Below are 12,966 nucleotides of genomic sequence, written 5' to 3'. Positions count from 1 at the left end.
ACCAAGCCGCCCGGCGACCGACCATCGCCCCGGCGCGCTCTCGTCCACCGGCCGGCCGCCCACCCGGTCAGCCGTCAGCCCACCGGAGGTCCCGGCATGGTTTCGAGCAGTCACCCGAAGCTGGAGCAGCTCGCCAACTCCGTCCTTCAGCCGGGCTTCGTGGGCACCACCGAGGCTCCCGACTGGCTGCGCCGCCGCATCGCCGACGGGCTCGGCGCCGTGGTGCTCTTCGGCCGCAACATCGTCGAGCCCGAGCAGGTCGCCGCGCTCACCACGTCGTTGCGCGCCGAGAACCCGGACCTGATCGTCGCCATCGACGAGGAGGCGGGCGACGTGACGCGCATGGAGGCGTGGACGGGCGCCTCCCGTCCCGGCAACCTCGCGCTCGGCGCCGTCGACGACGTCGACCTCACGGAGGGCGTCGCCCACGACATCGGCCGGGAACTTCACGCGGCCGGTGTCTCGTTGAACTATGCGCCGAGCGCGGACGTGAACTCCAACCCCCTCAACCCCGTCATCGGCGTCCGCTCCTTCGGCGCCCGCACCGACGTCGTGTCCCGCCACACCGCCGCCTGGATCCGCGGCCTGCAGGCGGCCGGGGTCGCCGCGTGCGCCAAGCACTTCCCCGGCCACGGCGACACCTCCGTGGACCCGCACTTCGGCCTGCCGCAGGTCCGGGGCACGGCTGCGGAGATCGCCCGCACGGCCCTGCCGCCGTTCATCGCCGCGACGGAGGCGGGCGTGCGGGCCATCATGACGGCCCACCTGGTGGTGCCCGCCTACGACCCCGGCCTGCCCGCGACGCTCAGCACCCGCATCCTGAACGATCTGCTCCGCGGCGAGCTCGGCTTCGACGGGATGGTGGTCACGGACGGCATCGAGATGGGCGCGGTCACCGACCGGTACGGCATCGACGGGGCGACGGTCCGGGCCCTCGCGGGCGGTGTGGACGCGGTGTGCGTGGGCGGCGACAGCGCCGAGCAGTCCACCGTCGAGCTGCTCGCCGGTGCGCTGGTCAAGGCCGTGCTCGACGGGCGTCTGCCCGAGGAGCGGCTCCTGGTGGCGAGCGGGCGGGTGCGGGAGTTCGCCGCCTGGTCGGGCGAGCGGTCACGGTCGGTGACGCGGGCGGGCGACAGCTCGGACATCGGCCTGGTCGCGGCCCGCCGCGCGGTGCGGGTGCACCGCCGCACCGACGGATCAGAATTCCCTCTTCCGCTTCCTTCGGCGCCGCATGTCGTGGAGCTGTCCCCGGTGATGAACCCGGCCGTCGACGGCGGCACCCCCTGGGGCGTCGCCGACCCGCTGCGCGACCTGCGCCCCGACACCACGTCCGTGCGCCTCACCCAGACCGAACTCGACGGCCACGACGGTACGGACGAGGTCCTGGACCGCGCGGCCCTGGCCCCCGCGGCCGGGCGCGCCCTGGTGGTCGTCGTGCGCGACGCGGCCCGCCACCGGTGGATGTCCGACACCCTGGCCCGCCTGCTGCGCGCCCGCCCCGACGCACTGGTCGTGGAGATGGGCGTGCCGACGGGCGCCACAGTCGGCGCCGTACACATGATCACGCACGGCGCGACCCGGGTGTCCGGCATCGCGGTCGCCGAGACGCTCCTGGGCCGGGCCTGACACCTGGCCTCCGGCCCGCTGCGGGACGAGGCCGACGGCAAGCCCACCCGGGCCGAGACCGTCGCGGCCCTCCCGCCCCCTGATCAAGCACGAGGGCCCGCGGCTCGCGGTGGACCACAAGGGCCTGCCGTGGTCCACCGCCTCCGGGCGGGGGCACGCACCCCCGGCTCCGCCTGGCAAGCGACCCGGAAACGCGGACATCCCCCGCGGGAGGCCGCTTCCAGCGCGGCCCGCATCGCCCGGTCACCCCTGGTCCGACCCGGGAAGCCTCTGGGCCGTGGGTCACGCGGTTGGCCACGCCACTGCCCAGAAACGAAGAAAGCCCCTCGTGAGGGGCTGTTCTCGCTGGTGTCCGAGGGGGGACTTGAACCCCCACGCCCGATAAAGGGCACTAGCACCTCAAGCTAGCGCGTCTGCCATTCCGCCACCCGGACTAGGTGTCTGTCGCCCCGGGGTGTTCCCCTCGGCGACGAAGACAACAATACCAAGGTTTCGGAGTGCCTTTCACCTGCGTATCCGTGACGTCCGCCGGGTGGCCGCGCGCCGCGTGGCACGGCCTCTGGGCGCACCTAAGGTTTCACCATGAGTGACGGTTTGATTACTGTTTCACCGGGTTCGGCAGGTGAGGGGCGGGTCCGGCGGCCCCGGGTGCTTTCGCCGCTGCGTGAGCATCTGCGGGACACGATGTGGTTCGCGCCCACCATCGGGCTCATCGGCTCGCTGCTGCTGTGGTGGGCGGCCTCGGAGGTGGACGCGGAGCTGGTGCGGCTGCTCCAGGACGACGAGGAGTACGACACCCTCAGGGACCTCAACCAGCTCGCCGAGGACACCAAGGTGGTCATCAGCACCATCGGCTCGGCGATGATGACCTTCATCGGTGTCGTCTTCAGCATCTCGCTGGTGGCGGTGCAGATGGCCAGCGGCCAGTTCAGCCCGCGGGTGGTGCGGCTCTACGTCCGCTCCCGGATCACGAAGATCACGCTGACGGTCTTCCTCGCGACGTTCCTGTTCTCCCTGATGACGCTGACGTCCTTCGACAGCGAGCAGGACCCGCGCCTGGTGACGAACGTGCCGCTGGTCGAGGGCCTGATCGCGCTCCTCATGGTGCTCCTGAGCCTGCTCCTGTTCATCGCGTACGTGAACGGCACGCTGCGCATGATGCGCATCGGCTTCGTGATCGACCGGATCGCACGCGAGGCGTTCCGCGTGGCCGTGAAGCACCCGACCGAGGAGGAACTCGCCGACGACCGCCTCGGGTCCGAAACCACCCGGATCACCCATGACGGCCGGGCCGGGCTGCTGCGGGACGTGAACATCGCCCGGGTGGTGCGGGCCGCGCGGCGCCAGGGCGTCGTCCTGCGGCTGCTGCCGCGCATCGGGGACTTCATGGTGCCGGGCACACCCGTGTTCGCGGTGCACGGCGGGCCCGCACCCGGCCGTCACGCACTGCGGTACGCGGTGTCGGTCGGGGTGGAGCGGACCTTCCACCAAGATCTCGGTTTCGGACTCCGTCAGCTGTCCGACATCGCACTGCGGGCGCTGTCCCCCGCAGTGAACGACCCCACGACCGCCGTGCAGGCCCTGGACCGCATCGTGCAGTTCCTGGCGTCGGTCGCCCGCTATCCGCTGGGCACGCTGCGTCATCGCGACCGGCGCGGGGCGGTGCGCCTGGTGCAGCCGGTGCCCGACTGGCCGGACCTGGTGGACCTCGGGCTCGCCGAGATCCGTGGCTGCGCCGCCGGCCATCCCCAGGTCACCCGGCGCATGCTGGCCGGGATCGACGACCTGCTCCTGCTCGCGCCCGAAGGGCGCAGGGCCCCGCTCCTCCGGCACCGGGCCCTCCTGGAGCAGGCCGTGGAGCGCCTGGTGCCGGAGGCCGCGGACCGCGACTTCGCGCTGCTGCCCGACCGACAGGGCATCGGCTAGCGGACGGTACGCCGGGGCAGCGGGGCAGCGGGGCAGCCGAGGCCGGGAGGACAGGGGCTTCTCCAGCCACGGCCGGGGTGACCGAGGCAGCTCCGGCCGCCGCCGGGGCAACCGGTCCCTCCGGCCGCAGCCGGGGCGCCCGGACCCCTCCAGCCGCGGCCGGGGCGACCGGAGCTGCTCCAGGCGCAGCCGGTGGCGACCAGGGCCTCTCCGGCCACAGCTGGGACAGCCGCAGCCAGAGCAGCCGGTCCAGGACCACCGATCCCAGGTCAGCGGGCCCGCCGTTGCGGGGGGAGGTACAGCACCACGCCCCCGTACCCCCCACCCTCGCCTCACGCCATCAGGTGGTAGCTGGGGAAGTTCCCCGGCGCCCGCTCCCCCGTCGTGCCCTGGGTGACGGCCCGCACCAGCAGTTCCCCACCGACGAACGCGCCGCGCCAGGACGCGCCGAAGCCGCCGAACAGCTCATCGCGGTCCCCGCGTGAACGGGGTTTGCCCCGGCCGGTCTTGAACGCCCGGATCTGCGGCGCCAGCCGGTCGTACGTCTCCGCGTCGTCGGTGGACAGCGTGGCGACCAGCGCGCCGTTGGACGCGTTCATGGCGGCGAGCAGCTCCGCCTCGGTGTCGACGAGCACGATCGTGTCGACCGGCCCGAACGGCTCCGCGTGGTGGAGCGGGGACGATGGCGGCGGCGCGAGGAGCGTGACCGGCTGGACGTACGCGGAGGTGTCCTGGCCGGGCAGGAAGCGGTCGGCGTCGAGGGCCCCGCGGTACAGCGGCACGGCGCCGCGGCCGACGGCCTCCGCGACCTGGTCGGTCAGCTCCTTTGCCTTGGCCGCGTTGATCAGCGGGCCGAAGTCCAGTTGCGGGAACGGGTCCTCGGGTCCGGCGACGGCGAGCGGGTGGCCGACGCGTACCGTCCGTACCGCGGGCAGATACGCGGCGAGGAAGGAGTCGAACAGCTCGCGCTGGACGACGAAGCGGGGGTAGGCCGTGCAGCGCTGCTTGCCGTAGTCGAAGAGTTTGGGGATCACCGCGCCGAGCGCGTCCCAGTCGCTGTAGTTCCAGATGCCCCAGGTGTTCAGTCCCTCCTGTTCGAGGATGTGTCGTTTGCCGAGGTCGGCGACGGCTGTGGCGACCGCCGTGCCCGTGTCCCGGCCGCCGACGAAGGAGACGCAGCCGATCTCGGGGGCGCGCACGAGTGCTTCGGACAGTTCGCCGCCGCTGCCGCTGACGAGGGTGACGGGAATCCCTTCGCGGGCAGCGAGCGCACAGGCCAGGGTGAGACAGGAGACGCCGCCGTCGGTCGGGGTCTTGGCGATGACCGCGTTGCCCGCCAGTGCCTGTACCAGCATTGCGTGAACGAGCACGCTCATCGGATAGTTCCAGCTCGCGATGTTCGAGACGGGCCCGTCCAGCGGGGACCTGCCCTCGACCATCGGTTCGATGCCGTCGACGTACCAGCGAACGCCGTCGATGGCCCGGTCCACGTCGGCCTGCGCGAGCCGCCAGGGCTTACCGATCTCCCAGACGAGCAACAGAGCCAGGAGTTCCCGGTGTTCGGTGAGGCTGTCGAGGGTGGCGGCGACGCGGGCGCGGCGCTCCGGCAGCGGGACGTGGCGCCAGGCCCGGTGCTGGTCGAGCGAGGCGCGTACGGCCCGGCGGGCGGCGTCGGCGTCGAGTCGGGGCGGGCCCGCGATGGGGCTCGCGTCGACGGGGCTGGTGGCGGGCAGGGGGCGGCCGTCGGGGCGCCAGCCGCCGTGCCACAGGTTCAGCACGCGGTCGTCCCGGAAGGCCTCGGGGGCGACGCCGAGGCAGCGCTCCCAGGCTTGGGTCCAGGCCGTTCCGGCCTTGAGGACACGGGGGACACTGGGGACGCGGGCGACGCGGGAGGCACTGGGGGTGTTGGGGTCAGAGGGGTTGTCGAGGGTGGGTGCCATTCGGTTCTCTCCGCTCACGGTGCACAGTCGGGGCGGGGGTGCATGGCTGCGCGTACGGGACGGCGGTGTCCGCGGTCCTCGTACGTCGCTCGGGACGGTAGTGGAGTCGCGGGCCGGTCACCTATGAGAGACGTCACTCCCGGCCGGGCCGGGGTGTCAGCGTGACGCCGCGGCGAGCCGTTCCAGCACCAACTGGGCCGTTTCGGTGGGGGTGTTGCCGACCTGAACCCCGGCGGCCTCCAGCGCGGACTTCTTCGCGGCGGCGGTGCCGGACGCCCCGGAGACGATGGCGCCCGCGTGCCCCATGGTCCGGCCCTCGGGCGCGGTGAATCCGGCGATGTAGGCGACGACGGGCTTGCTCACGGACTCCTTGATGCAGGCCGCCGCGCGCTCTTCCGCATCGCCGCCGATCTCGCCGATGAGGACGATCAGTTCGGTGTCGGGGTCGGCCTCGAACGCGCCGAGGCAGTCGATGTGGGTGGTGCCGACGACGGGGTCGCCGCCGATGCCCACGCACGTGGAGAAGCCGGTGTCGCGCAGTTCGTACATGAGCTGGTAGGTCAGGGTCCCGGACTTGGAGACCAGGCCGACGCGGCCCGGCTTGGTGATGTCGGCGGGGATGATGCCCGCGTTGCTCTGGCCCGGTGAGATCAGGCCGGGGCAGTTGGGGCCGATGACGCGGGTGCCGTGCCGCTCGGCGTACGCGTGGAAGACGACGGAGTCGTGGACGGGGATGCCTTCGGTGATGACGACGGCGAGGCCGATCCCGGCGTCCGCCGCCTCCATGACCGCGGCCTTGCTGAAGGCGGGCGGCACGAAGACGACGGTGACGTCCGCGCCGGTGACGTCCATGCCCTCGCGCACGGAGCCGAAGACGGGTACCGCGCGGTCGTCGAAGTCGACGCTGCGGCCCGCCTTTCGCGGATTGACGCCGCCGACCACGTCCGTGCCGGCCGCGAGCATGCGGCGGGTGTGCTTCATGCCCTCGGCCCCGGTCATGCCCTGGACGAGGACCTTGCTCTCCTTGGTCAGATAGATGGCCATGGCCGGCTCCTCAGGCTGCGTGGGCGAGTTCGGCGGCGCGGCGCGCGGCGCCGTCCATGGTGGTGGCCTGTTCCACCAGCGGGTGGGCGCGTTCGTCGAGGATGGCGCGCCCCCGCGCGGCGTTGTTGCCGTCGAGCCGGACGACGAGCGGCTTGGTCAGACGTACGGACTCAAGGGCCCGTACGATGCCGTCGGCGACCGCGTCGCAGGCGGTGATGCCGCCGAAGACGTTCACGAACACGGCCGTGACGGACGGGTCGGAGAGGATGACCGAGAGGCCGTCGGCCATGATCTGCGCGGAGGCACCCCCGCCGATGTCCAGGAAGTTGGCGGGCCGCGCCCCGCAGCCGGCGACGACGTCGAGGGTGGACATGACGAGGCCCGCGCCGTTGCCGATGACGCCGACCTCGCCGTCGAGCTTCACGTAGTTGAGTCCCTTGGCGGCTGCGGCCGCCTCCAGTTCGTCGGCCTCGTGCCGGTCCGCCGGTCCTTGGGCGCCCCAACGGGTCTGCCGGAAGCTCGCGTTGTCGTCGAGGGTCACTTTTCCGTCAAGTGCGAGGATCTGTCCCTGCGCGGTGCGCACGAGCGGGTTGACCTCGACGAGCAGCGCGTCCTCCCTGATCAGAACGCTCCACAGGGCGGTCAGGGTGTCGGCCGCTGACGCGGGCAGCCCGGCCGCGGCGGCGATCCCCGCGGCCTTCTTGTGGGGCACGCCTTCGAAGGGGTCGATCGCCATCCGGACGACGGCTTCGGGCCTGGTGGCGGCCACCTCCTCGATGTCCATGCCGCCCTCGGCGGAGGCGATCGCGAGGAAGCGTCCCTGGGAGCGGTCGAGTACGTACGAGACGTAGAACTCGCTGTCGATGTCCACTGGTTGGGCGAGCATCACCGAGTGGACCGTGTGGCCTTTGATGTCCATGCCCAGGATCTGCCGGGCGGTCAGCTCCGCCGCGGCCGGGTCACGGGCGAACTTCACGCCCCCCGCCTTGCCTCTGCCTCCCGTCTTGACCTGCGCCTTCACCACGACGCGGCCGCCGAGGCGCGCGGCGCTCGCGCGTGCTTCCTTGGCCGAGTCGGCGACTTCGGCGCGCGGCACCAAGATGCCGTATTCCTCGAAGAGTTCCCTTGCCTGGTGCTCGTACAGGTCCATTTCCGGCTCCTGTCTGGAAAGTGCCGCACGCCCCCTGGACACCACCCACCGGATGCGGGATAACAAGCTTCATACAGTATTCGTCGACTGTATGCAATGTACTGTGAGGGCGCCCCGAGCGCGGACGAGCGCACTCCAACTCCCCTACGAAGGGACAGGACTTCGCCATGCCCGACGACAGCAGCGACAACAACACCCTCATCTCCGGTGGGCATCTGGTCGCCAAAGCACTCAAGGCGGAGGGCGTGGAGGTCATCTACACCCTCTGCGGCGGACACATCATCGACATCTACGACGGCTGCGTCGACGAGGGGATCGACGTCGTCGACGTACGCCATGAGCAGGTCGCCGCACACGCGGCCGACGGATACGCGCGGATAACCGGCAAGCCCGGCTGCGCCGTGGTGACGGCGGGACCCGGCACCACCGACGCCGTCACAGGCGTCGCGAACGCCTTCCGCGCGGAGTCCCCGATGCTGCTGATCGGCGGCCAAGGGGCCCACACCCAGCACAAGATGGGCTCACTGCAGGACCTGCCGCACGTCGACATGATGACGCCCATCACCAAGTTCGCGGCGACCGTGCCGGACACCGCACGGGCGGCCGACATGGTGTCCATGGCGTTTCGCGAGTGCTACCACGGTGCTCCGGGTCCCTCCTTCCTGGAGATCCCCCGCGATGTGCTCGACGCCAAGGTCCCCGCCGACAAGGCCCGCGTCCCGCGCGCGGGCCACTATCGCGCCTCGACCCGCTCGGCCGGCGACCCCGAGGCGATCGAAAAGCTCGCCGACCTCCTCGTCCACGCCGAGAAGCCCGCCATCCTGCTGGGCAGCCAGGTGTGGACGACCCGCGGGACCGCGGCGGCCACCGAACTGGTCCGCGCCCTCAACGTGCCCGCCTACATGAACGGCGCGGGACGCGGCACCCTGCCTCCCGGAGACCCGCACCACTTCCAGCTGTCGCGCCGCTACGCCTTCTCCAACGCCGACCTCATCGTCATCGTCGGCACGCCCTTCGACTTCCGCATGGGCTACGGAAAGCGGCTCTCTTCGGAGGCGACAGTCGTGCAGATCGACCTCGACTACCGCACCGTGGGCAAGAACCGCGACATCGACCTCGGCATCGTGGGCGACGCGGGGCTTGTCCTGAAGTCGGTGACCGAGGCCGCGTCCGGGCGCGTCAACGGGGGTGCGTCCCGGCGCAAGGAATGGCTCGACGAGCTGCGGGCCGCCGAGCAGACAGCCATCGACAAGCGGCTGCCGAGCCTCAGGTCCGACGCCTCTCCCATCCATCCGTACCGCCTGGTGAGCGAGATCAATGACTTCCTCACCGAGGACTCGATCTACATCGGCGACGGCGGCGACATCGTCACCTTCTCCGGGCAGGTCGTCCAGCCCAAGGCCCCCGGCCACTGGATGGACCCCGGACCGCTCGGCACGCTCGGCGTCGGCATCCCCTTCGTACTCGCCGCCAAGCAGGCACGGCCCGACAAGGAGGTGGTCGCCCTCTTCGGAGACGGCGCCTTCAGCCTCACCGGCTGGGACTTCGAGACGCTGGTGCGCTACAACCTGCCGTTCGTCGGCATCGTCGGCAACAACTCCTCCATGAACCAGATCCGTTACGGCCAGAAGGCCAAGTACGGCACGGAGCGCGAGCGGGTCGGCAACACCCTCGGAGACGTTCACTACGACAAGTTCGCCCAGCTGCTCGGCGGTTACGGCGAGGAGGTCCGCGACCCCGCCGACATCGGCCCCGCGCTGCGCCGCGCCCGCGAGTCCGGCAAGCCCTCGCTGATCAACGTGTGGGTCGACCCGGACGCGTACGCCCCCGGAACCATGAACCAGACGATGTACAAGTGAGGTGACACGGACGTGACCAAGGCTCTCGAAGGAATCCGCGTCCTGGACATGACGCACGTCCAGTCCGGCCCCTCCGCCACCCAGCTGCTCGCCTGGCTCGGCGCGGACGTGGTGAAACTGGAGGCACCGACCGGCGACATCACGCGCAAGCAACTGCGCGACCTGCCGGACGTGGACTCGCTCTACTTCACGATGCTCAACTGCAACAAGCGGAGCATCACCCTCAACACCAAGACCGAGCGCGGCAAGGAAATCCTCACGGAGCTGATCCGCCGCGCGGACGTGATGGTCGAGAACTTCGGCCCGGGCGCCGTCGACCGCATGGGCTTCACCTGGGAGCGCATCCAGGAGATCAACCCGCGCGTCGTCTACGCCTCGATCAAGGGCTTCGGAGACGGCCCCTACACCAACTTCAAGGCCTACGAAGTCGTCGCCCAGGCCATGGGCGGCTCCATGTCGACCACCGGCTTCGAGGACGGCCCTCCGCTCGCCACCGGTGCGCAGATCGGCGACTCCGGGACCGGCATCCACGCCGTCGCGGGCATTCTCGCCGCCCTCTTCCAGCGGGAGAACACCGGCCGCGGACAGCGCGTGAACGTCGCCATGCAGCACGCCGTGCTGAACCTGTGCCGCGTCAAGCTGCGCGACCAGCAGCGCCTCGCGCACGGGCCGCTCGCCGAGTACCCGAACGACGACTTCGGGGACGAGGTGCCCCGCTCCGGGAACGCGTCCGGCGGCGGACAGCCCGGCTGGGCCGTCAAGTGCGCCCCGGGCGGGCCCAACGACTACGTGTACGTCATCGTGCAGCCCGTCGGCTGGAAGCCCATCACCGAGCTGATCGGGCGCCCCGAGCTCGCCGACGACCCGGAGTGGGCCACCCCCGAGGCGCGGCTGCCGCAGCTCACCAAGATGTTCCAGCTGATCGAGGAGTGGTCCTCGACGCTGCCCAAGTGGGAGGTCCTGGAGCGGCTCAACGCCCACAACATCCCGTGCGGCCCGATCCTGTCCACCAGGGAGATCATCGAGGACGCCTCGCTGGTCGCCAACGAGATGGTCGTCGAGGTCCCCCACCCCGAGCGCGGCGCGTTCACCACCGTCGGCTCGCCGCTGAAGCTCTCCGACTCCCCTGTGGACGTGGTCGGTTCGCCGCTGCTCGGCGAGCACAACGAAGAGGTGTTCATCGGCGAGCTCGGCCTCGGCGACGAGGACCTGCGCCTGCTCAAGTCGAACGGAGTGATCTGATTGCTGGCCGAAGACCGCAAGGAGCGAGTGCGCGCGCTCCTTGACTCCGTGCGCGAACAGAGGCGTACGTCGCTCACGGCGCCGGAGGGCAAGGTCCTCGCGGACGCGTACGGCATCGCCGTCCCCGGGGAGGAGCTGGCGCGGGACGTCGACGCGGCGGTGGCGTGCGCGGCGCGCTTCTCGGGGCCCGTCGTCATGAAGATCGTGTCGCCGGACATCCTGCACAAGACCGACGCGGGCGGCGTGGTCGTGGGCGTGGAGGGCGCCGCGGCCGTGCGGGACACCTTCCACCAGATCGTCGCCAACGCGCGTGCCTACGCGCCCGCGGCGCGCATCGACGGCGTGCAGGTGCAGGAGTTGCTGCCGTCGGGTCCCGGCGCCCAGGAGGTGATCGTCGGGGCGGTCACCGATCCGACGTTCGGGAAGGTCGTCGCGTTCGGTCTGGGCGGCGTCCTGGTGGAGGTCCTCAAGGACGTCACGTTCCGCCTCGCGCCCGTCGACGCCGACGAGGCCCGCTCGATGCTCGACTCGATCCGGGCGGCCGAGGTCCTGCGCGGCGTGCGGGGCGCGCCCGGCGTGGACCGGTGGGCGCTGGCCGAGCAGATACGCCGCGTGTCCGAGTTGGTCACCGACTTCCCCGAGATCGCGGAGGTCGACCTCAACCCGGTCATCGCGACCCCGCAGGGCGCGATCGCCGCTGACATCCGCGTCATCCTCGCCACGGACGCGCCCAAGGAGCGGCGCACGTACACGCGCGCGCAGATGCTGGCTTCGATGCGGCGTCTGATGCGGCCCCGCTCGGTCGCCGTGATCGGCGCCTCCAACGAGCCCGGCAAGATCGGCAATTCGGTGATGCGCAACCTCATCGACGGCGGCTTCTCCGGGGAGATCCATCCGGTGAACCCCCGGGCCGATGACATTCTGGGCCGCAAGGCGTACAAGAGTGTGACGGACGTCCCTGGTGAGGTGGATGTGGCGGTCTTCGCGATCCCCGCCAAGTTCGTCGCGTCCGCTCTTGAGGAGGTCGGACGCAAGGGCGTCCCGAACGCGGTCCTCATTCCCTCGGGGTTCGCCGAGACCGGTGAACAGGCCCTCCAGGACGAGATCGTGGCGATCGGCGAGCGGCACGGCGTGCGGCTGCTCGGGCCGAACATCTACGGCTACTACTCGACGTGGCACGACCTGTGCGCCACGTTCTGCACGCCGTACGACGTGAAGGGCGGGGTGGCGCTCACCTCGCAGTCCGGTGGCATCGGGATGGCGATCCTGGGCTTCGCCCGCACGACGAAGACGGGTGTCTCGGCGATCGTCGGGCTCGGCAACAAGGCGGACCTCGATGAGGACGACCTGCTGACGTGGTTCGGCGAGGATCCCCACACCCAGTGCATCGCCATGCACTTGGAAGACCTCAAGGACGGCCGGGCGTTCGTGGAGGCCGCGCGGGCCACCGTGCCGAAGAAGCCGGTGGTGGTCCTCAAGGCGGGCCGGACGGCCGCGGGAGCCAGAGCCGCCGGATCGCACACGGGGGCGCTCGCGGGCGACGACGCCGTCTACGACGACATCCTGCGGCAGGCCGGTGTCATCCGGGCCCCGGGGCTGAACGAAATGCTGGAGTACGCGCGGGCGCTGCCGGTTCTTCCGGCGCCCCAGGGTGACAACGTCGTCATCATCACCGGGGCGGGCGGGTCGGGCGTGCTGCTCTCCGACGCGGTGACGGACAACGGCCTGAAGCTGATGGACATCCCGCCCGACCTGGACGCGGCCTTCCGCGAGTTCATCCCGCCGTTCGGCGCCGCGGGCAACCCCGTCGACATCACCGGCGGCGAGCCCCCCTCGACGTACGAGGCGACGATCCGGCTCGGCCTGGAGGATCCGCGCATCCACGCGCTCGTACTGGGCTACTGGCACACCATCGTCACCCCTCCCATGGTCTTTGCCGAACTAACGGCCCGCGTGATCGCGGAGTTCCGTGAGCGGGGAATCGACAAGCCCGTCGTCGCGTCGCTCGCGGGCGACGTCGAGGTGGAGGAGGCCTGCCAGTACCTCTTCGAGCGGGGGGTCGTGGCCTACCCGTACACGACCGAGAAGCCGGTCGCCGCGCTCGGCGCGAAGTACCGCTGGGCGCGCGCCGCAGGACTCCTTGGGAGCGACGGATGACATGACCGGCGCACGGGGCGGC

At 71.0% G+C, this 12,966-nt stretch carries 8 protein-coding genes and 1 tRNA gene; 5 read left to right on the top strand and 4 right to left on the bottom strand.

Going from position 1 to position 12,966, the window contains the following annotated elements:
• Positions 1-96: 96 nt before the first annotated feature.
• On the top strand, positions 97-1,626 hold the full coding sequence (locus IE274_RS13155) for a glycoside hydrolase family 3 protein (protein ID WP_190115836.1): 1,530 nt from the start codon (positions 97-99) through the stop codon (positions 1,624-1,626).
• A gap of 346 nt (positions 1,627-1,972) precedes the next feature.
• On the opposite strand, the gene IE274_RS13150 is transcribed toward IE274_RS13155, so the two are convergent.
• Positions 1,973-2,060: transfer RNA gene (locus IE274_RS13150), tRNA-Leu, on the bottom strand.
• A 148-nt stretch (positions 2,061-2,208) separates the two neighbouring features.
• Here IE274_RS13150 and IE274_RS13145 point away from each other — a divergent pair.
• The gene (locus IE274_RS13145) at positions 2,209-3,552 is read left to right on the top strand and encodes a DUF2254 domain-containing protein (RefSeq protein ID WP_190115835.1); all 1,344 of its coding nucleotides are present in this window, start codon (positions 2,209-2,211) and stop codon (positions 3,550-3,552) included.
• A gap of 332 nt (positions 3,553-3,884) precedes the next feature.
• Here IE274_RS13145 and IE274_RS13140 read toward each other — a convergent pair whose 3' ends face one another.
• From IE274_RS13140 to sucC, 3 genes are all read right to left on the bottom strand, one after another.
• The gene (locus IE274_RS13140) at positions 3,885-5,492 is read right to left on the bottom strand and encodes an aldehyde dehydrogenase family protein (RefSeq protein WP_190115834.1); all 1,608 of its coding nucleotides are present in this window, start codon (positions 5,490-5,492) and stop codon (positions 3,885-3,887) included.
• A gap of 156 nt (positions 5,493-5,648) precedes the next feature.
• On the bottom strand, positions 5,649-6,536 hold the full coding sequence (gene sucD, locus IE274_RS13135; protein ID WP_190115833.1) for a succinate--CoA ligase subunit alpha: 888 nt from the start codon (positions 6,534-6,536) through the stop codon (positions 5,649-5,651).
• 10 nt (positions 6,537-6,546) lie between these two features.
• Positions 6,547-7,686 (bottom strand): ADP-forming succinate--CoA ligase subunit beta, encoded by a 1,140-nt coding sequence (sucC, locus tag IE274_RS13130; RefSeq protein WP_190115832.1) that lies wholly within the window; start codon positions 7,684-7,686, stop codon positions 6,547-6,549.
• Positions 7,687-7,853: 167 nt separating this feature from the next.
• Between sucC and IE274_RS13125 the strand changes: the two genes are divergently transcribed.
• The 3 genes from IE274_RS13125 to IE274_RS13115 are packed head-to-tail and all read left to right on the top strand — an operon-like array spanning position 7,854 to position 12,944.
• Positions 7,854-9,545 carry a thiamine pyrophosphate-binding protein gene (locus IE274_RS13125; protein ID WP_190115831.1) on the top strand — a complete coding sequence of 564 codons (1,692 nt, stop codon included), beginning with the start codon at positions 7,854-7,856 and terminating at the stop codon, positions 9,543-9,545.
• 12 nt (positions 9,546-9,557) lie between these two features.
• Entirely contained in the window at positions 9,558-10,787 is a 1,230-nt protein-coding gene (gene frc, locus IE274_RS13120; RefSeq protein ID WP_190115830.1) for a formyl-CoA transferase, read from the top strand.
• Between the two features lie 3 nt (positions 10,788-10,790).
• A complete protein-coding gene (locus IE274_RS13115; RefSeq protein ID WP_190115938.1) occupies positions 10,791-12,944 on the top strand; it encodes an acetate--CoA ligase family protein in 2,154 nt (717 codons plus the stop codon).
• The last annotated feature ends 22 nt before the right edge of the window (positions 12,945-12,966 follow it).

It is taken from the genome of Streptomyces flavofungini, from assembly GCF_014650815.1.
GTDB lineage: Bacteria > Actinomycetota > Actinomycetes > Streptomycetales > Streptomycetaceae > Streptomyces > Streptomyces flavofungini.
Note: the sequence above shows the minus strand (reverse complement) of the source record. Positions and strands in the feature narration are given on the sequence as shown.